This window comes from Undibacterium sp. YM2 (assembly GCF_009937975.1).
GTDB lineage: Bacteria > Pseudomonadota > Gammaproteobacteria > Burkholderiales > Burkholderiaceae_D > Undibacterium.
Genome location: NZ_AP018441.1, coordinates 6,115,893 through 6,136,363 on the forward strand (window position 1 = coordinate 6,115,893; position 20,471 = coordinate 6,136,363).

Genomic DNA, 20,471 nt, shown 5'->3' on the forward strand with positions numbered 1-20,471 from the left:
TTAAAAATAAGATCAATATGGCCACTAATAGCGAACAACGCCCTGACCCTGATGTCTTGCTTGCCCATGTGCAGGAGCAAGAACGCCGGGCCACGCGTGGCAAGCTGCGTATCTATTTTGGTGCATCCGCTGGCGTAGGCAAGACCTACGCCATGCTGACTGCCGCACGCAAGCTGGTGGCCGAAGGCCAGCAAGTGTTAGTTGGCGTTATAGAAACCCATGGCCGTGATGAAACCGCCGCCCTGGTCGATGGTCTCGAAGTCTTGCCACCCAAGGCCATTGCTTACCGCGACAAGACCCTCAGTGAATTCGACATAGACACAGCGCTGGAGCGCCATCCACCCTTGATACTGATGGATGAACTGGCGCATTCCAATGCTGCCGGTTCACGCCACCCCAAGCGCTGGCAAGACGTCGATGAATTGCTGAGTGCCGGTATCGATGTTTACACTACCGTCAATGTCCAACATCTGGAAAGCCTGAATGACGTAGTTGGTGGCATTACCGGCATACGCGTCAATGAAACCCTGCCAGACAAGGTGTTTGATGAGGCTGATGAAGTTGTGCTGGTGGATATTCCGGCTGACGAATTGCTGGCCAGGCTCAAATCTGGCCGGGTTTATAAAGTACAGCAGGCAGAACGGGCTGCCAAGAATTTTTTCCGCAAAGGTAATCTGATCGCTTTGCGCGAACTGGCCCTGCGCCGCACCGCCGACAGGGTCGAAGATGATGTACAGGCCTATCGCATAGAAAAGTCCATAGGCACGATCTGGAAGACTGATGCCGCCCTGCTGGCCTGCATAGGCCCACATGGTGATGCCGACCACCTGGTACGCAGCGCTGCCCGCCTGGCCAGCCAGATGAATTCTGAATGGCATGCCGTGTATGTAGAGACGCCGCAATTGCAAAGGCTGCCATCGGCGCAGCGCGAACGCATTTTAAAAACCCTGAAGCTGGCGCAAGACCTGGGTGCAACCACGGCTGTGCTGACTGGTAAGGATATTGCGCTGGCGATAGTTGATTATGCGCACAGCCATAATTTTTCGCGCGTGGTGCTGGGGCGGAGTAAGGCAAGCAAATGGCGACTTGCCTGGTATCAAACGACACATCTGAAAGACATAGGGAGCTATGCACCTGATCTGGACGTGATCGAGGTTGGACAAAGCCGCTCCGGTGCTGCAGAGAATGAGAATAGAAAAAACGCGTCTGATGGCACAGCTGACTTGCCCAGTCCACGAGTACCAGCACGGCATTGGCGATATTTTTATGCGCTACTGGCCAGTATAGCCACCGGCCTGATAGCTACACCTCTCTTTGAGATATTCAATCTCGTCAATATTGCCATGCTGTTTTTATTGACGGTGGTGCTGGTGGCGGTCAAATTTGGGCGCGGCCCTTCGGTGCTATCTACCATCGTTGGTATTGCCGTATTCGATTTCTTCTTTGTACCACCGCGTTTTTCGTTTGCGGTCAGCGATTTGCAGTATTTGCTGACCTTTGCCGTCATGCTTTTGGTGGGGCTGATCACCGGTCATCTGACTGCTGATCTGCGGTATCAGGCCAGGGTGGCATCGCACAGGGAATCGCGGGCGCGTGCCTTGTATGAATTCGCCCGTGACTTATCCGGTGTTTTATTGGCCGAACAGATTTCAGAAACCACTCAGCTCATCATACAAAGGGCTTTCCGCGCCCAGGCAACCCTGTTATTACCGGATGATAACGGCCGTTTGCAACCACCTGCCGCTGCAGTAAGCGGCCTGGACATGGGCATTGCGCAATGGGCTTTCGACAAGGTAGAAGCCGCAGGCATAGGCACCGATACCCTGCCCGCCAGTAACTTCTTTTACCTGCCGCTGGTGGCACCCATGCGCACCCGTGGCTTGCTGGCGATACAGCCAGAGAGCAAGCGCTGGATCATGATCCCTGAGCAAAGGCAGCAACTCGATACCTTTGCCGCCCTGGCAGCGATAGCATTGGAGCGTGTGCACTATATCGAAGTCGCACAAGATGCCCTGATCCACATGGAATCTGAACGCCTGCGTAACTCCCTGCTGGCTGCGCTGTCACATGACTTGCGCACGCCGCTGACTTCGCTGGTAGGCATCTCGGAATCCCTGGCTATGTCCAGACCCGCACTGGCAGATGCGCAACTGCACATGGCGCAGGCCCTGCGTGACGAGACCCTGCGCCTGTCTGCCCTGGTGACCAACCTGCTCGACATGGCGAGGATAGAAAGTGGTGAAGTCAAACTGAATCTCCAATGGCAAACTTTTGAAGAAGTGGTCGGCACTTCCCTGCGCATCTGCAGCGCGCAACTGCAAACACATCAAGTGGAAACCAGGCTGGAAGCTGCTTTGCCTCTCATCAATTTTGATGCCGTACTGATAGAGCGGGTGCTGTGCAACCTGCTGGAAAATGCCTGCAAATACACGCCAGAAAATTCACTCATCACGATCTCGGCAGAACTCAATGGCAGCATGCTGGAAGCCAAGGTCTACGACAATGGGCCGGGTTTGCCAGCCGGGCGTGAAGAAGCCATATTTGAAAAATTTACCCGGGGTGAACGTGAATCTGCCCTGCCCGGCGTTGGCCTGGGGCTGGCAATTTGCCGTGCCATTATCACGGCCCACAAGGGCAGCATGCATGCAGCGCAGTCGCCCAATGGTGGAGCCTGCTTTGTATTTACCCTGCCTTTAGGCACGCCACCGGCGATGCCTGATCTTGAAGAATAAGCACACGATGACTACTGCTACTCAAACAACACCAGTCGCCTTGCTGGTTGAAGATGAACCACAGATACGCCGCTTCGTGCGCAATGCGCTTGAAGAAGAGCAATGGCAAGTCCATGAATCAGTCAACTTGCAACGTGGTCTCGTCGATGCCGGTACACGCCAGCCTGACCTCATCATCCTTGACCTGGGTCTGCCAGATGGCGACGGCATCGATTTCATCCTCGATGTACGCAAATGGTCTAACGTACCCATCATCGTCTTGTCTGCCCGCGTCAGTGAACAGGACAAGATCAGGGCGCTGGATGCCGGAGCAGATGATTACCTCAGCAAGCCTTTTGGTGTCGGCGAATTGCTGGCACGCGTACGCGCGACCTTCCGGCGTCAGCGCCAGCCTGGTGTCAATCTGGATGGCATAGTCCAGTTCGGTGATGTCAAGGTCGATATGAAAGCCCGCCTGGTGACCAAGGCCGGGGCGATGGTGAAGCTGACACCGACAGAATTCCGGCTGCTGATGGTGCTGGTCACCAATGTTGGCAGGGTCGTCACCAACCCGCAATTACTGCGTGAAGTCTGGGGCCCCAGCCACTCCGAAAGCGGCCATTACCTGCGCATCTACATGGGGCATTTGCGACAGAAACTCGAAGATGACCCGGCACAGCCGCGTTATCTCTTGACGGAAACAGCGATAGGCTACCGCCTCTTGCTCCCAACTTAAAACCACGTAGCAATATGAATAACCGGCAGCTTCCTGGCTCGCCGGTGGGACTTTTGCATCCTTAAATTTTGCAAATACTTTTTTGAGAGGACTCAAATGAAAAAACTCATCATGGCAGCAGCCATCAGCACTGTCTTTTTTGCCACATACGCCAGCGCAGAAGATGCCAAACCTGAACATGAAGTCAGCTTCAATGCAGCAGTGACTTCTGACTATCGTTATCGCGGCATTTCGCAAACACGTCTGCAAGCTGCATTGCAGGGTGGGGCTGACTATACCCATAACCCCAGCGGCTTTTACGCTGGCACCTGGGCATCCACCATCAAATGGACCAAGGATGCCGGTGGTGGTGGCGATGTGGAAATTGATCTGTACGCAGGCAAGCGTGGCGAGCTCAGCAAGGACATCAGTTATGATGTTGGCGTACTCAGCTACGTTTATCCGTCGAATGGCCTGGCTGTGAGCGCCAACACTACAGAGATTTATGGCCAGCTTTCCTACGGCCCGGCCTATGCCAAATATTCACACTCTGTCACCAACCTGTTCGGTTTTGCTGACAGTAAAAACAGTGGTTACCTGGACCTGGGCGCGAATGTGGAAATGGCCGCTGGCCTGACACTGAACCTGCATGCCGGTCACCAGCAAGTCAAGAACAATGGCGCTTACAGTTATACAGACTGGAAGCTGGGTCTGACAAAAGACTTTGGTATCGTTACAGGTGCTGTGGCCGTCATCGGCACCAATGCCGGTGAAGTGGCTTATGCATCGCCAGCCAATGGCAAGTTCCTGGGCAAGACAGCACTGGTCGTCACGGTTAGCAAGACATTCTGAATAAGTCCTGATTAGCATCGTAGGGTACGCATGGCGCACCCTACAAAACTCAGATCTCTTTTTTTACTAGGTTTATTTTTGAATATGGAACAAGGCAATCACGGCAAATAGATTGCCCTGTAAAGCTGTGTCATCGGCATATCATTTGCTGCATCGAGGTAAATAAATTTGATATGCGAAAGTTGCTGCGACAACTGGCTGACAAATTTCTGGCTCTGCATACAAGCGATTCTATCTATTGTGATCAGCACTGGTAAATCCTTATTTTTACTGCGTGCCAATCTGATGCATTTATAGAGTTTCGCCTGTTTTTCTTTATCCCATGTCTCCAGTTCTGTATGGCATATCAGCAAATCACAGCAAGATAAAGCAGTGGCTGCATTTGCATAAAATGGTTTCGGAATATCCATCACAATATCGTGAAAATCTGTATGTTCAGACACCAGCTCTTTGGTCATGGCATCGGTGGAAAGTAAACTGGATATGGCACCCGCTTTTATCTCCAGGCGTGACCAGGCAATATTTTCAGCTTCATTCCGGTATTGGTTCGCCTGCTTTCTCTCGCAATTTTGTTTGAGCAGCAAGACGTTCCTGCCTGAATGTGCCCGGCGTTCAGCCAGCCTGGTTGCAGTGCTAGAAGTTGCTGCTGCAAAGTCTGCAGTCACTATTGCGACTATCATGGCAAGTGCACTCCTGAAGAAAAATGCACATGCATGCCAGTCAGCAGTTCCTGTGTTGCCAGCATGATTATTATCAGGGCCAATAATTTTTGAAAACTGATGAGTAGCAGCGCGTAATTGTTTTGACGGGGTCGCTGCTGACCCGGGAGTGCCACCACTATCTGTATGAAACTGGTAAAGACAAGCATCAGCATAGCTTCTATCAACCAGCTCTCGGTATTCGTTTGATACATTGCGATTGAAGACAGAGATGCTGTGGCCACCAAGCAAATTGAGATGCCAAAACCCTGCTCAGTTTCTTTATTCTTTTGCTTGATCCCCATGAAGATGCAGATAGCAGTTGCGAGCAGTATCAATCCAGCAATTATCTGTAATCTCAGGTCTTGTATCTGTAAATAGGCAAGCACTGCAAAGCCAGACAAAGTCATGCTGCTGTATGCAGCCAGCGCAATAAGCAGGCGTTTCATTACGTGCGGTATATATCTCAGTGATTGGCAAAAACCTCGCTGGATAATGCCTGCATGGCCTTGATCGTCATGGGATGGGCAGCAGGGTATTCACAGACTGACAAGCCATGCTGATAGGCCTGATGGAAACTGCCACCGCAGAATAAGGGATAGGGAAATAACTCAGCAGCGTCCAGCTTGCTGACAAAATCCTTTACCCTGTTCACTTTATCGGCGGTAGCCTGTACGTCACTGCAACTCATGACGACCAGGGTGCGCATGCGCGGGTTTTCTGCCTGTGCAAACTGTATGCGCATACTCAGTTCCTGCTCTTGTAATTGCGCGAGTTGATCAAGGTCAATCACCAGTATCGTGACATGAGCCGCTTGCAGGGCGCTGCGGCTGCCCATGCAGTCGCGTGCTTCTGCATCGATGACGATATCCTGGTAATGAAAACCGAGGTTTTCCAGTTCTGCCTGCATGCCCTTGCCGCTGACCCTGCGTACCGTGACTGGTGTGCAATCCATACTGCGGCGGCGGGCGCGGCTCCAGTCCAGTGATGAATGACGGGCATCGTTATCGAGCAAGATAAGTTTGCTGCCTGATAGTGTACGCAAGGTAGCGAGATTGTCGGCCACGATGGATTTGGCGCAATCTCCCGCGCCATGTGCAATGGTGATGATCATGTTGTATATTGATGAGAGTATTCAGCGCACCATGCGCAGGGTACGGACATTGTGGATGACAGGAGCAGGCAAGCTCCTGGCTTTGACAGGCAGGGGCAAGTCTGCCAGTCTCTCCAGCTCTTGTGCGAGTTTGATTTTCCCTGCAAGCGACATGGCTGTCATGGGCAGGCGCATTTCTTCCTGTATCAGACCCTGCATTGCCAGGGCTGCCTTGACGGGTGCCGGATTGGATTCAGAAAACAGCAGGCGTACGAGATTTTGCATTTCGGCAAACAGAGCCTGTGCTTCAGGAAAATAATCGGCGCGCATGAGTTCATACAATTGCACGAACAGATCAGGCCGCACATGCGCCGCCGCAGAAATAGCACCCTGGCCACCCATGCTCAAGGTATCCATCAACATGGCATCATCACCGCATAAAACCTTCAGGTGGCTGCAATTTACCAGACCCATCATTTGCGTCAGATTGCCACTGCTCTCTTTGATAGCGACGATATTCTTTTGCTTTTCCAGTGCAATGACGGTGCTCAGGTCTATATTGACGCCGGTTCTGGCTGGCACGTTATACAGGACGATATCTTTCTCAGTCGCCCTGGCGATAGTCTCTAAATGCAGGCGCACACCTTCTTGTGAAGGACGCAGATAAGATGGTGCGCTGACCAGAAAACCTTGCAGATGCTGGTCATCATAAGCTTGTACTTTTTCTGCCAGCGAACGTGTATCGCTACCGCTGATACCCATCAGTACAGGACAAGAATTTTTCGTCACTTCCAGCACGGCAGCCAGCAACTGTTTTTGCTCATGCTCAGTCAGTATCGCCGCTTCCCCAGTCGTGCCACAGACCACCAGGCCATGTATGCCTGCTGCCATCAATTGCGTAGCAAGTTGCTGTATTTTATCGAGCTCAGGTTTGCCATTCTTAAATGGCGTGACAAGCGGAACCCAGATGCCTTCATAGATAGACATAGTGTGATCTCTCTTTAAAAATGGGAGTGAATGTGGTGTTGTAAATCAGACCGCCAGCAGTGGTGTGATTTTCCCGAATTCAGCTTGCGGCAAGGCGCGCATGATGTGACTGATGACAGTATCGACTGAGGACTTACTCAGACACAGCCATACCTTCATTTTACTCGCATGGTCTATCGGTTTGACGCGCATGACGAAATCATTTTGTACTAATTTCGCTGGCGTCTTATAGATAACCAGGGGTTGCTGTAGCGCATAGGCGCTTTTGCGTTGACGATGATTTTCAAATAAAAATTTCTCGCGTTTGCAGGACTTTAATACGTCTGAATAATTTTCAGAGCTGTGGCCGGGATGATGATTCATCGTAATCTCGTGTTGTTTGACACAAAACAAGATTAGCAGCCACGGCGTAAAGATTCTCTAAAAAATGAGGGTGAAAATCGTAAACAGCATGTAAATTCTTTGCATCCCTATCTTATTAATTATTCTTACTCTTTCGTCTCGCTCAGTAATTGTTTGAGGTTCAGATGCAGGTTTTCTGCCTGTATGGGTTTGTGCATCAAGGTCAGCGCTGCCGTCTTGGCAGCTTCTGACAACTGTGGAGAGATATTGCCGGTGATGAGTATGGCGGGTATCTGCAGATTGAATTCTTCACGCAGCTTGGCAACCAGGTCTATGCCGTTTTCATTGGAACCGAGGCGGTAATCACAGATCAGCAAATCAGGAATCTTGATTTCTTCACTGCACAGTGCCATCGCCTCTTTGCCGGACGTGGCGGTAATGACGCGGGCGTCCCAGAGTTCCAGCAAGGCACGCATGGCCGTTAATATGCTCTCGTCATCATCGATGACGACAATCAGGGCTTGCAGCAGGGAGGCGCTGTTGCTGGCCTTGCTGCGGCCATGTTTGTCTGTTACATCCTGGCTGGCAGCCAGGGGCAGACTGATTGCAAATGTCGAGCCCTGGCCAGGCTGTGATTGCAATTTGATGGGGATGTTTAAAAGTCGCACCAGTCTTTGTACGATGGCCAGGCCCAGCCCCATGCCTGCGGTGCTGTGTCGGGATTCAGATGCTGACCCTACCTGGAAAAATTCTTCAAAGATGGTTTCCTGGTCATGTTTCGAAATACCTATGCCGGTATCTTCCACGGCGATATGCAACTGCTGGTCAAACTCCAGGCACTTGACCACGACCTGGCCTTTTGGGGTGTAACGCAGGGCATTGGCAATCAGGTTGCGCAGTATCTGTTCGACCAGGTCGGCGTCGCTATTGACGATGGCCATGCTGTGGTGGATTTCAAAATGCAGACCCTTGGCGATTGCCTGGGGTGTGAATTCCACATCGAGTTTTCCCAGCACTTCGGCAATCGCAAATTCCTGCAATTGCGGTTCGACGATTTGCGCATCCAGGCGTGACAGGTCGAGCAGATTTGCAAACATGTCATCCATGGTACGTGCGCAGTTTCTGAGATTGTTCACGACAGGGCGCACAGCGGCTGGCAGTTCAAAACTGAACAGTGCACCGAGATAGAGATTCAGCGCATGCATGGGCTGGCGCAGATCATGGCTGGCAACGGCCAGAAAGCGTGTCAGTTCGCTTTGTTGCGCTTCTTGCCGTTTATTCACTTTCAGCAAGGTCTGGTTGATTTTTTCGAGTTCTTCTTTTTGCGCCTGTATTTCCGCAGTCCTGAGCCTGATTTCAGTTTCCAGTGCCCGCTTCTGCCGTTTCAGAGCGCGCACGTGCCAGGTATAAGCCGCAGTAATGATAGCCAGTGCCACCAGGGTCAGGGTCAGCCAGAACCAGATGTCTTGCCCGTGGGGTGATGTCAGGTCAGCGGCAGGCGCGGCTGCTCCGGCCACTTGCCAGGGATAAGCCAGCATGGCAAAAACTGTCAGCAGGCAGTTGCGGAAATTAAACATCTTGAGGGCATGCGAGGCAAATAAGATGAAATAAGGCTTCAGTATACAGCCTGGAGCAAAATTCCTGCCTTGAATGCAAAAAAGCCCCACATTGTTGTCCAATGCGGGGCTGTCTTCGGCTATGAACGGTTTTTAATACAGCCAGAGCTTGTCGGCATCAAGTTGCAAATAATACTCACCCGGATTCAGCTTGAATGGAGAGTATGCACGCAAGCCATCTTCGGCGTGACCGAACAGGCATTCCCAGCGGTCACCAAGATACATGCAGGTCGTCAGCGGCAGTTTGATGGCGTTGTCGCTCTGGCTGTCAGTGATCTTGACTTTTTCCAGACGGATGATGGCAGTCGCTTCTTCACCGACATTCTTGCCACGCACAGTCGCTTTCAATTGCGCGCCATTGACACTGATGGTTGCGGTGTCGCCATTGCGCTGGACTACCTTGCCTTTGAGCTTGTTATTGCTGCCCATGAATTCAGCTGTGAACAAGGTGTCCGGCGTTTCATACATGCTTTGTGGTGTGCCCTGCTGTTCTATGACACCGTTGTTCAATAACAGGATACGGTCAGAGATTGCCATCGCCTCACCCTGGTCATGCGTGACCATCAGAGCCGACAGATTCAACCTGACGATCAGTTCACGCAAGAAGGCACGTGCTTCTTCACGCAGCTTGGCATCGAGATTGGACAGCGGTTCATCCAGCAGGATGACCGGCGGGTTATATACCAGTGCCCGCGCAATCGCCACGCGCTGTTGCTGGCCACCTGACAGTTGATGCGGGAAACGCTCACCCAGATGACCCAGCCCCAACTGGCCCAATACATCCTTGACCTTGTCACTGATTTCGCTGCTGCCCAGCTTGCGCAACTTCAGGCCGTAGGCGACATTGTCGAATACGGTCTTGTGTGGCCACAGGGCATAGGACTGGAATACCAGACCCAGGTTGCGCTGTTCTGCAGGTACTTCCAGGCCTTTGCTGCCATCAAAAATGGCGCGTTCACCCAGGGTGATGGTGCCGGTCTTCGGTGATTCCAGCCCAGCTACGGCGCGCAGCAGTGTGGTTTTGCCGCTACCCGAAGGGCCCAGCAGGGCGACCACTTCGCCACGCTGCAAATTCATCGACACCCCTTTGAGGATGGGGTTGGCAGTCGCACCGGAACCGTATTCCAGGGTCAGATCTTTTACGCTTAATTCAGACATAGTGTGCTCTCGTATAATTTTTTAGGGCTATGTAATGTTTTTGTTCTTGCCGCGCTATCAATGGCTGGTTTAGTGGCTGGCTCAGTGACTCAGTTTCACGCCAAAGCGCAGGGCCAGACCCAGACCTATGGCAACCAGGGTGATATTGATGAAGGACAACGCCGCCACCAGATCGACAGAACCACCCGCCCACAACGAAACGATAAGCGCACCTATGACCTCAGTACCCGGTGACAGCAGATACACGCCAGTTGAATATTCACGCTCAAAAATCAGGAAGACCATGAGCCAGGCACCGAGCAAACCAAACTTGACGAGGGGCAGGGTTACGTCCCGTGTGACCTGGCCACGGCTGGCACCAACAGCACGCGCCGCTTCTTCGAGTTCAGGGCCAACTTGCAGCAAAGCGGTGGAAATCAAGCGCAAGCCATAGGCCATCCATACGACGGAATAGGCTATCCATACCGAGAAGATGGTCGAACGCAGAGCGCGCATTTGCGGGATGACATTTTCTATGAGCCAGACGCAGAAGGCATTATCGAATCCCTTAAGACCACCTTCGAGCCAGCTGGGCACGAACAGGAACACCCACAGGAAAGAAAGACCAGCCAGCAGACCGGGGACTGCGCGTGGTACCAGCACGCTGTAATCGAGTAGACGGGTAATGCCGTCCGGTTTGCGGTGCATGGCCAGGGCGATACCGGCATAGCAGATCACGGCCAGCGCACCACCGATAATGCCGATCAGCACAGTATTGAAGATACCGCGCATCAGCGAAGGCTGCTCCAGGATGTCCCTGAAATGCTGCAGCGTGATCACGTCAGCCAGTTTGACACCTTCCCCCCAGTAAGAGACAAAGGCACGCAGGACGATGCCGGACAAGGGCAGCACGATAGTAAAGATCAGCCAGGCAGCCAATACAGCAAAGGCCAGCCATTTCCATTTACCCAGCGGCAGCGGTTTTTGGCGCGAGCCCTTGCCCTTGATCGATACATATTTATTTGCTGACTTCAACAACCAGCGCTGCACCATCACCAGCGGCATGGTCACCGCCACCAGGCAGACAGCCGCTGCCGCCATCAGGTGATACGAGGGTGTGCCCAGTTTATTAGTCAGCTTGTACAAATAAGTCGCCAGCACCAGATGGCCTTCAGGATCACCGAGCACCAGCACCAGGCCGAATACTTCAAAACCAAGGAAGAACACCAGCACGGCAGCAAAGGCCAGCGCAGGCATGATCATCGGCAGGGACACATGCATGGCTACCTGGAAAGGTGATGCACCTGCGACACGCGCCGCTTCTTCCACATCCGAGCCCAGGCTCTTCAGCGCAGCAGATGAATACAGATATACGTGTGGCACGTGAGTCAGGCCAGCGATCAGGACGATGCTGAAGAAGGAATAAATATTCCAGGGTTCAACTCCTGTCAATTGCTTGACCCACAGGGTATAAAAGCCGACTGGCCCCATAGCCACGACATAGCCAAAGCCCATGACCATGGGTGAGACAAAGATAGGCACCAGCAGCATCGGCTCTATCCAGCTACGGCCTGGCAAGTCAGTGCGTATCATCAGAAATGCCAGCAAGCCACCGAGAGGAACGGCGATGCCAGCGAGACCGGAGGCGAGGATAAGGCCATTCCAGAAAGCCTGACGGAAGTCAGGGTCGTCAAAAATAAAGCGATACGAATCCAGTCCCAGTTCTTTTACCGGAGAAAAGAAGGGAGCGTTCAGAAAACTCTGGAACAGTATCAGTGATAGCGGCGTAAAAATCGCCAGCAGCGTCAGTATCACAACCAGATAGCGTGGCCAGTTGAATTGTGACAATTTGCCGCGCGCAGGAAGACTCAAGGTGCTCATGCCAGGCCCATTAAAATATTGAAATGCGGTCAGGGTGGAGAAAAGTCCCACCGGGGAAAAAGCGGCAGCCCGGGCAATCAGCCCCGGCTACCGCATCATGCTTATTTTTTACCTGCAGTTTCTTTCCATTGTTTCAGGAAAGCGAGGCGTTTGTTTTGATCAAGATATTGCAACAACATCGGGTTGACTGGCAAAGGTTTGAGGCCGATACCGATGAGTTTTGCCAGATCGGAATAAGTGGTTTCACCCTTGACGTCGGCACGTATGGCATACAGCTTGGCTTCATTCGCAATCATGGTCTGGCCGCGTTTGGACAGGGTGTAATCCAGCCACAGCTTGGCCGCATTCGGGTGTTTGGCTGCCTTGCTGATGAACATCACGCGTGACAGAACCAGGGTGTAATCTTTAGGGATTTGCACGCCTATCGACGGGTCCTTGGCAGCACGTACCAGGGCGTAAGAGCCGAGGATGTTATAACCGAGCAGGTTCTCGCCGGAAGACAGGCGTTCCAGCATGGTGCCGGTAGAAGACTGTACACGCACGCTGGCATTGCCAAAGGCTTTCGCCAGGTCCCAGAACTCCTTGTTCTCACGGCTGTCCTGGGTGATGAACATGAAGCCTACGCCGGATTTTTCTATGTCGTAAGTGGTGACCTTGTTCTTGAATTTATCCAGTTTGCTGTTAATGAGCTTGGCAAATTCGGCATGGGTTTTTGGTACTTCATCTGCTGTTACCAGGCGCTTGTTATAGACGAAGACCGCTGGTTCAAAAGTTGTGCCGTAAGCGGAATTGTTCCAGATCGCCCATTGTGGTATGCCGCTGATTTCTGGTGATGCATATTGCAGGCCATAACCGTCAGATACCAGCTTGGTCTGCAAATCCATGGCAGATGACCACATCAGGTCGGCGCTATTGCCACCAGCAGCCATTTCCGAGATATAGCGGTTATACACTTCGGTGGAATTCATGTCATTGTATTCAACCTGCACGTCCGGGTACATGCTGCGGAAATCCTTGATCAGCGGTTCCACGGCCTTGGTGTCGGTCGCGCTATAGATGACCAGTTTGCCTTCTTTCTTGGCACCGTCGATGATCTTGCTGTAGTCAGCGGGGTAACCGGCTGGTGCCTGCGCTTGGACCGAATCCTGGGCCATCAGCATGACGCTGCCAGTTGCCAGTGCCAGCATGCTCTTGACGAAAATTCTTTTTGTTTGCATTTGTCTTCTCCTGTTATTGTTTGTACTCTAGTACCAAGTGATGAGGGTTATAGGATTTATACGGTTTACTCATGACAGGGCACTAACGCACCATGCCAAATTCTTTTGCCTGCAGACGGTAATTATTGACGGCTTTCTGTATGTAATCGGTCAGTTCCTTGCCTGTCATGGCAAAGGGAAACAGGCCGTGGATTTTTCTTTGTTCATCAAAGGCTGGGGTATTCATGGCTTGCTGGAAGTAATTGACCCACTTTTGATAATCCTTGTCACTGACCTGCGGGCCCATATAGACGCCGCGTATGATGGGCCAGGTCACATCGAAACCCTGTTCGCGCGCGGTAGGCACATTCGCCAAAGGGCCGGGCAGGCGGGCATCGGACAGCACAGCCAGCACACGTATCTTGTCATCCCGCGCATGCAGGCTGGCTTCTGATGCATCACCGGACACTGCCTGTACATGGTCTGCCAGCAGGGCGGTGAAAGATTCGCCACCGCCTTCAAAGGCCACCAGGCGCATGCTCTTGGGGTCTATGCCTGCCTGTTTGCCGACCTGGGCCATTTTCAGCCAGTCCTGGCTGCCAACAGTACCACCAGCACCGATGGCGATATTCGCGGGCTTGCTCTTGATCGCATCCATTAGTTCGCGCAGGTTCTTGTAGGGTGAATCCTTGCGCACCGCGATCATGCCGTAATCAGTACCGATGGCTGCGACCCAGCGTACATGGCTGGCATCGGATTTGCCAAACTTGCCTTCTGCCAGGTTCAGCAGCGAGCCGCCGGAATAGGCAACCAGGGTATTTGCCTCGGCTTTTCTTTGGGTAATGATGGTGGTCCAGGCAATCGCGCCGACGCCGCCAGGCAGGTAATTGATCTGCATGGGCTGGCTCACGGTTGCCTGCTGTGCCAGCTTGCAGGTCAGGTCCATGCCTCCACCGGGTTTGGCCGGGACTATGCAGGTGGCTGCTTCATGCTTTTCTGCTGCTTCCGGCCTGGCGGCAAACGCCTGCAGGCTGGCGAGCAGGCTGCAGAGCAGGAAAGTCAGTTGGGCAGGCCGGATATGCATGTTAAGACCATAGGCTAAGGGTTACATGGATCATACCGAAGTGAAACTTTCAGTAGGCTTTCACGAAATACTGGTATAGCTTATCTTAATATGATGCCATTTTTACCAACAATGGTCAGCTCTACAAAATGTGAGCCATCATGGTCCTTGGGACCATAGCTGACTTCTACCCCGCCCAGATCGACATTGCGCATGCTCTCCAGCGCCTGCAGCAGCTTTTTGGAATCTGGATTATTGCCAGCCCGGCGCAAGGCTTCTGCCATTAATTTTGCAGCAACATAACCCTCCAGTACAGCATAGGACAAAGGCGGAGGATTTTTGACCGATTTCAGTACTTTTTGCAGTTCCCTGACCACAGGTATACCTATGTCACGCGGATAAGGCATAACCTGCATGACGCCTATGCCACGTCCTTCTGCCCCCAGGGATTTGAAGAAATCATCAGAATTGACGTTCGACAGCATCAAAAATTGCGGTCTTTGCCCCAGTTTCTGCATTTGCCGTATGAAGTCGGCGCAGGCGGCTGGGGTACAGGCCATTAATACTGCCTGCGGCGATGCGGCCGCGATACTGGCAACGGCAGCATCGACTTTCATTTCTTTCCTGTCATATTTGGCGATGACGGCGGCACGCATGCTGCGTTTTTCCAGGTTGCTGACAAAACCGTTCAGGCCATCTTTACCAAAGCTGTCATCCTGGTGCAGGATGGCCAGTTTGCTGAGCTTGAGTTCCGCCAGCGAAGCCACCATCCTGGCAGCCTCATCCTGATAGCTGGCACGCAGGTTGAATACCTGGGCATGCAGCGGCTGGTGCAGGCTTTGCGCACCGGAGAAAGGCGCAATCAGCGGTATCGCATGCTTTTCCAGCAGCGGCAGTATGGCTTCTATGGTCGGCGTGCTGCGGTAGCCAAACAGGGCAATCGCATGGTCTTCATTGATGAGTTTCAGGGTATTTTCTTTGGTCAGCGCTGGATCGCGTTTGTCGTCATAGCTGATGAATTCTATGCTTTTTCCATGAATGCCACCCTGGCGGTTTAGCGCATCAAAATACAGTTGCGCCCCTTCGCGGTTCTCTTTTCCGGTGGCCTGGCCGGATAATTCTACCGACTGGCCGATGACGATTTTACCGTCTGCACTGGCGAGGGTGGGGCAGATCAAACAGGCGAGCAGGAAGAAACTGAGGCGTAAGGGCATCATGATGGTAGTCTCCGGAATTTTTTTTGTAAGGGAGCATAGAACCGGGGAGCTTTCAGTTTGCTTGCAATGCTTGGGCTTTTGGGAGATTTGTGATGTTTGGCTATTTGAATGTATGTGCGTATATAAGGGGCATTCTTGTTAACGTCATTCCTGCATGCTTTTGGCAGGAATCCAGCGGCGTTCTTAGCATGCCATGCAACGTATTACATTTATATTTTTAAATACTTTCATACGTAATTTACGAATGCAGGCCGGTGGTAGACCGGCAGCTACTCCCTTTTCTTGTCTCGCCAAGAAAAGGAAGCAAAAGAAGGCGACCCAGGCGTCGTCGCCCCCCTGAAGGGGGTTCCCGTTTGTGCGGTACAAAAAATGGGAAGGTCCGGAACTCGCCTGCGGCCTTGCCCTAAGGAACATGCGCTTGCAAGCGCATGCCGTTACGCAGGCGGACAGCATGCTGTCCGAAACCCCTGCTACACCTCAAACAGCGGCCCCTCTTTTTCCATTTTCTGTACCGCACAAACGGCGTCGACACATGGGAACTGCAAAGTTCAAAAGCAACGTCAATACAAGCTTTACGCATATTTGCTTATGTGCAGTTGTTCAACATGTTAAAAAGGGACGCTTGCGCGTCCCTTGGTTACTTGCAAAGTACCGCTTTCCTACAACTTAAACACACTCACCGTCTGCACCAGTGCCTGCGATTGCTCCTGCAAGCCTTCGGCAGCGGCAGCGGCCTGTTCTACCAGCGCAGCGTTTTGCTGGGTCATTTCATCCATCTGGGTGATCGCGTGGTCGATTTGTTCTATGCCTGTGCTTTGCTCTGCCGTGGCGGTGACGATTTCTGACATGATGCCGGTGATGCGTTTGACGCTGGCGACGATGTCGTTCATGGCCTTGCCTGCGTGACTTGCCAGCTCATTACCGGCATCGACCTGTTCCACGCTGCTGCCTATCAGGTCCTTGATTTCGCGGGCGGCGAGAGCGCTGCGCTGGGCCAGGTTGCGGACTTCGGCAGCGACGACGGCAAAGCCACGGCCCTGTTCACCGGCACGGGCGGCTTCGACGGCGGCGTTCAGGGCCAGGATATTGGTCTGGAAGGCGATGCCGTCAATGACACCGATAATCTCTGAAATCTTGCGCGAGCTGTCATTGATGGCTTCCATAGTATGAATGACCTGGCTGACGATGCCACCGCCATCAGTGGCGGCCTTGCTGGCATCATTGACGAGCTGGTTGGCCTGCCTGGCGCTATCGGAATTCTGTTTGACGGTACCTGTCATCTGTTCCATCGATGAAGCGGTTTCTTCGAGGCTGGATGCCTGGGTTTCCGTACGGGCTGACAAATCCACATTACCCTTGGCGATATCGTGCGTACCATTATTGATGTTTTCTATGCTGTCCCTGACATCGCCGACTATGCCTATCAGGCTCACGCGCATATCCTCCAGTGCCTGCAGCAGGCGTCCGGTTTCATTCTGGCCGCTGACATCGGCCGGGAAACGTAAGTCACCGCTGGCGATATGCTGGGCGATTTCTATCGCATGTTCCAGCGGCACACTGACCGAGCGTGCAATCGCCCTGGCAAACAGGCCAGCCACGCAGATCAGCGCCAGCATGGAAATAATCATGGTCCACCGGAGCTTGTAGAAATCACTGATGCGCTGGTCAAGTATGCTGTGCAATTCCTTGCTGGCGTCAGCATTGAGCTGGAACTGGGTGTCTATCGCACGGGTGGTCACCTGTACGTATTCGACGGATGAAAATTCCAGGGTCTCGGCCTTGGCGATTTTTTCGGTTGCCAGCTTCATCGCATCCATGGCCTGTACGGTCGCTTCTTTCATGACGGCACCGAGTTTTTTCTCTATGTCAGGATTGCTGAGCACCGCCTTGTTGAAGGAATTGTTCATTTGCAGGGTGCGGTCATTCGATCTTGCGATCAGGTCCGAGACGACCATCTTGTCTTCCAGTGTCGCTTCTTTCTTTGCCAGCAGACCAGCTCCCTTGGCACGCATGCGTCCCAGTTCTTCGGTCAGGTAAGGCTGGACATAGTACATGGCCTGTATCAACTGGTAACTGTCTATATTCGGGTCCAGGCTCAGGCCGTAGTAGTCACCAATCAGGTCATTCACCAGCAGCAGCTTGGGTACCAGCGCACTATGGGCCTTATAGCTGTCAGGTACGCTGATGGTGGCTTTCGAGACTTGTTCGCGCAGGGTGTTCCAGTCAGCCTCAGCCTTTTTCCAGGCATCGGTGATGGCTTTGTCATTGATGCTTTTGACCATGGCAGTCATGCTGGCATAAGAGGTATCGGCTTCTTTCTGTTTGGTATCCCGTTTGTCTTTTTCACTGGCGACACCGCCCAGTACCAATGCAGAAAGGCCACGGTGCTGTTGTGTCAGCTGCACGGTCTTGAGTATCTGTGTCATGACAGGCAAGCCCTGTTTCTCTGCCAGGGCTGCATCAAGATTCTTGGATGATTCCAGGTGGTACAGGACTGCGGGAATACCCGCCAAAACCAGAGCAATGGCGCTCAATAAAACAAATTTTTGCCAAAGTAGCAATCTCGCTAGGACGGATGTCATGTTCATTCTACCCTCCCTGTTGTTGAATGCACAAAACTCTCTTGGTTTATGGCAAGCTCATGGATTTATCTTAGGTCAAGCTGATCAGGAATGCGATGTGCTTAAGTGAAAAACAGACAGATTTCATGTGAGAAATAGTTACAGAAATAGTGACGCCTTTGAGTCAGGCTGGTAGCCTAGCGTGTATCCGGAGCAAACAGGCTGTGTATGCGCATACTATTAGTTGAAGACCATATCGAGTTGTCCCATTGGCTGGCCAAGGCTTTGCGGGATGCCCACCTGACCGTGGAAACCGCGATGAACGGGGCAGATGCCGATGCGCTCCTGCATACTCAGGAATATGCGCTGGTCATCCTGGACCTTAGTTTGCCAAAAATGGATGGCATGGAGGTGTTGAAGCGCATGCGTGCGCGTGGCAGCAAGACGCCAGTACTCATTTTGACGGCCCGAGGCGGCCTCAATGACAGGGTGCAAGGTTTGAATTCCGGTGCCGATGATTATCTGCCCAAACCTTTTGAGCTGGCTGAACTCGAAGCGCGTGTCAAAGCCCTGTTGCGCCGTGCCCAGGGTAATGAAGCGGTCACCCTGACTTGTGGTGCCTTGAGTTTTGACACCGTCATACGGCAGTTTCATTATGAAGGCCAGCCCCTGTCACTGACGCCGCGTGAATACGCGGTGCTGGAAACCCTGATCAGCCGCCCTGGTCAGGCAGTATCCAAGGATAAGCTGTTCGATGAAGTGTTTGCCCTCGATGATGATGCCAATCTCGATGCCATAGAAATCTATATCCACCGCCTGCGCAAAAAACTGGATACCGTCAGCACCGGCAAGGTTGTCATCGTTACCCTGCGTGGCATAGGTTATCTGCTGGAAGCACGCTGATGGAGCGGCCTTACCGACTGGGGAGTTTGCGCGGCCAGTTCTTGCGCTGGTTGTTGATACCCCTGGTCCTGCTGGTAGCCCTGAATGCATTTTCGGTTTACCGCAATGCCCTGGATGCGGCTGACCTGGCTTACGACCGCTCCTTGCTGTCGTCGGCCAGGGCGCTGGCAGAAAGAGTACAGATCGTTGATGGCAAGGTGGTGGCGAATGTGCCCTATGTTGCCTTAGACAGTTTTGAAACCGATACCCTGGGGCGTTTGTATTACAAGGTCACCGGCGTCAATGGCGAGTTTGTTTCTGGCTATGAAGACTTACCGGATTTACCGAAGAATGTACCACGTTCAGAAATCTACCCTGCCCTCGTGCATTTCTTCCATGCCGATTACCAGGACCAGCCTGTGCGCATCGCTGCCCTGCACCAGCCTGTGTATGACGACCAGATGCGTGGTATTGCCCTGATAGAGGTCGGTGAAACCCTGGATGCGCGGCGCGGCCTGTCGCGCAAAATCCTCATTGATACACTGCTACGCCAGGCCGCACTGGTGCTGGCGGTGGCACTCATGGTCTGGGTGGCTTTGCGCTTTGTACTGGCCCCCATCATGCAATTGCGCGCTGATGTAGAGGCACGTGAGCCGACTGATTTATCCGGCTTTGACCCGAATGTCGTGCACAAGGAAATACGCCCGCTGGTGAACGCCATGAATGCCTATATGGAAAGGCTGCAGACCCTGATCAACGGGCAAAAACGCTTCATCGCCGATGCCTCGCACCAGTTGCGCACGCCATTGACAGTATTGAAGACCCAGGCCGAGCTGGCGCTGCGTGAAAACGATGTAGCCGCCATGCGCCAGATCGTCACCAGCATTGCCCAGACTACCGATGCCACCGTCCATCTGGCAAACCGCCTGCTGACACTGGCGCGTACTGGCCATGGTGCGGCAGCGGCAGAGCTGGATGACATCTTGCTCAACCAGCTCGCGCAAGAGGTTTGCCTGGAATTGGCCATGCCAGCCGTGCGCAAGCAACTGGATCTGGCGCTGGAGGCAGATCAGGCTGTGCCCTACCGTGGCAACACGCTGCTGCTGCATGAAATGCTCAGCAACCTGCTCGACAATGCCATACGCTATACGCCAGAAGGTGGCCGCATCGTGCTGCATGTATACCAGCAGGATGGTCAGGCGCATATTGATATCCAGGATACCGGGCCGGGCATCACAGAGGCCGAGCGTGAAAAAGTATTCGAACCCTTTTACCGCGCCTCTGCCAGCTCGGTTGCCAATCCCGGCGGCACCGGCCTGGGGCTGTGCATAGTGCATGACATCGTCAAGCTGCATGGCGGCGAGATCAGCCTCGACGATGCCAGCCTGAATACACTAGCCACATCTGAAGCACCGGGCCTGCGTGTGCATATCCGTTTCCCGCTGCCAGCCTGACTGGTGTAGCATACTCGGTAGTAGTATAAGAAGAATACGCAGAGACTTCATCAACATCGCGAAGGA

The 20,471-nt window shown here is 53.0% G+C and carries 16 protein-coding genes; 5 read left to right on the forward strand and 11 right to left on the reverse strand.

Annotated features, from left to right (window positions below):
• Positions 1 to 17: 17 nt before the first annotated feature.
• From kdpD to UNDYM_RS28160, 3 genes are all read left to right on the forward strand, one after another.
• Positions 18 to 2,732 carry a two-component system sensor histidine kinase KdpD gene (gene kdpD / locus UNDYM_RS28150; protein WP_162044111.1) on the forward strand — a complete coding sequence of 905 codons (2,715 nt, stop codon included), beginning with the start codon at positions 18 to 20 and terminating at the stop codon, positions 2,730 to 2,732.
• 7 nt (positions 2,733 to 2,739) lie between these two features.
• Positions 2,740 to 3,447, forward strand: a complete 708-nt coding sequence (gene kdpE / locus UNDYM_RS28155) for a two-component system response regulator KdpE (protein WP_162044112.1) — start codon at positions 2,740 to 2,742, stop codon at positions 3,445 to 3,447.
• Positions 3,448 to 3,543: 96 nt separating this feature from the next.
• Positions 3,544 to 4,278, forward strand: a complete 735-nt coding sequence (locus UNDYM_RS28160; RefSeq protein WP_162044113.1) for a TorF family putative porin — start codon at positions 3,544 to 3,546, stop codon at positions 4,276 to 4,278.
• Positions 4,279 to 4,376: 98 nt separating this feature from the next.
• Here UNDYM_RS28160 and UNDYM_RS28165 read toward each other — a convergent pair whose 3' ends face one another.
• The 11 genes from UNDYM_RS28165 to UNDYM_RS31280 form a co-directional block, all read right to left on the reverse strand.
• A complete protein-coding gene (locus tag UNDYM_RS28165; RefSeq protein WP_162044114.1) occupies positions 4,377 to 5,228 on the reverse strand; it encodes a hypothetical protein in 852 nt (283 codons plus the stop codon).
• A gap of 214 nt (positions 5,229 to 5,442) precedes the next feature.
• Complete coding sequence (locus UNDYM_RS28170) at positions 5,443 to 6,090, reverse strand: hypothetical protein (RefSeq protein WP_162044115.1); 648 nt, start codon at positions 6,088 to 6,090, stop codon at positions 5,443 to 5,445.
• Between the two features lie 21 nt (positions 6,091 to 6,111).
• Positions 6,112 to 7,056: a 4-hydroxy-tetrahydrodipicolinate synthase gene (gene dapA / locus UNDYM_RS28175; protein ID WP_162044116.1), complete on the reverse strand. Its 945-nt coding sequence runs from the start codon at positions 7,054 to 7,056 to the stop codon at positions 6,112 to 6,114.
• Positions 7,057 to 7,101: 45 nt separating this feature from the next.
• Positions 7,102 to 7,419 (reverse strand): hypothetical protein, encoded by a 318-nt coding sequence (locus UNDYM_RS28180; RefSeq protein WP_162044117.1) that lies wholly within the window; start codon positions 7,417 to 7,419, stop codon positions 7,102 to 7,104.
• A 125-nt stretch (positions 7,420 to 7,544) separates the two neighbouring features.
• Positions 7,545 to 8,975: a hybrid sensor histidine kinase/response regulator gene (locus UNDYM_RS28185; RefSeq protein ID WP_162044118.1), complete on the reverse strand. Its 1,431-nt coding sequence runs from the start codon at positions 8,973 to 8,975 to the stop codon at positions 7,545 to 7,547.
• Between the two features lie 132 nt (positions 8,976 to 9,107).
• On the reverse strand, positions 9,108 to 10,172 hold the full coding sequence (locus UNDYM_RS28190; protein WP_162044119.1) for an ABC transporter ATP-binding protein: 1,065 nt from the start codon (positions 10,170 to 10,172) through the stop codon (positions 9,108 to 9,110).
• An 81-nt stretch (positions 10,173 to 10,253) separates the two neighbouring features.
• The gene (locus UNDYM_RS28195) at positions 10,254 to 12,032 is read right to left on the reverse strand and encodes an iron ABC transporter permease (RefSeq protein ID WP_162044120.1); all 1,779 of its coding nucleotides are present in this window, start codon (positions 12,030 to 12,032) and stop codon (positions 10,254 to 10,256) included.
• A gap of 101 nt (positions 12,033 to 12,133) precedes the next feature.
• Positions 12,134 to 13,234: an ABC transporter substrate-binding protein gene (locus tag UNDYM_RS28200; RefSeq protein ID WP_370529494.1), complete on the reverse strand. Its 1,101-nt coding sequence runs from the start codon at positions 13,232 to 13,234 to the stop codon at positions 12,134 to 12,136.
• 97 nt (positions 13,235 to 13,331) lie between these two features.
• Entirely contained in the window at positions 13,332 to 14,312 is a 981-nt protein-coding gene (locus UNDYM_RS28205) for a tripartite tricarboxylate transporter substrate binding protein (RefSeq protein WP_162044121.1), read from the reverse strand.
• A gap of 80 nt (positions 14,313 to 14,392) precedes the next feature.
• Positions 14,393 to 15,508 (reverse strand): ABC transporter substrate-binding protein, encoded by a 1,116-nt coding sequence (locus tag UNDYM_RS28210; protein ID WP_162044122.1) that lies wholly within the window; start codon positions 15,506 to 15,508, stop codon positions 14,393 to 14,395.
• Positions 15,509 to 16,167: 659 nt separating this feature from the next.
• Positions 16,168 to 18,090, reverse strand: a complete 1,923-nt coding sequence (locus tag UNDYM_RS31280; RefSeq protein WP_162044123.1) for a methyl-accepting chemotaxis protein — start codon at positions 18,088 to 18,090, stop codon at positions 16,168 to 16,170.
• Between the two features lie 207 nt (positions 18,091 to 18,297).
• Between UNDYM_RS31280 and UNDYM_RS28220 the strand changes: the two genes are divergently transcribed.
• Both UNDYM_RS28220 and UNDYM_RS28225 read left to right on the forward strand, forming a co-directional pair.
• A complete protein-coding gene (locus UNDYM_RS28220; RefSeq protein WP_162044124.1) occupies positions 18,298 to 18,972 on the forward strand; it encodes a response regulator in 675 nt (224 codons plus the stop codon).
• Positions 18,972 to 20,405 carry a sensor histidine kinase gene (locus tag UNDYM_RS28225; protein ID WP_162044125.1) on the forward strand — a complete coding sequence of 478 codons (1,434 nt, stop codon included), beginning with the start codon at positions 18,972 to 18,974 and terminating at the stop codon, positions 20,403 to 20,405. Before UNDYM_RS28220 ends, UNDYM_RS28225 begins: the two co-directional genes overlap by 1 nt.
• Positions 20,406 to 20,471 lie beyond the last annotated feature (66 nt).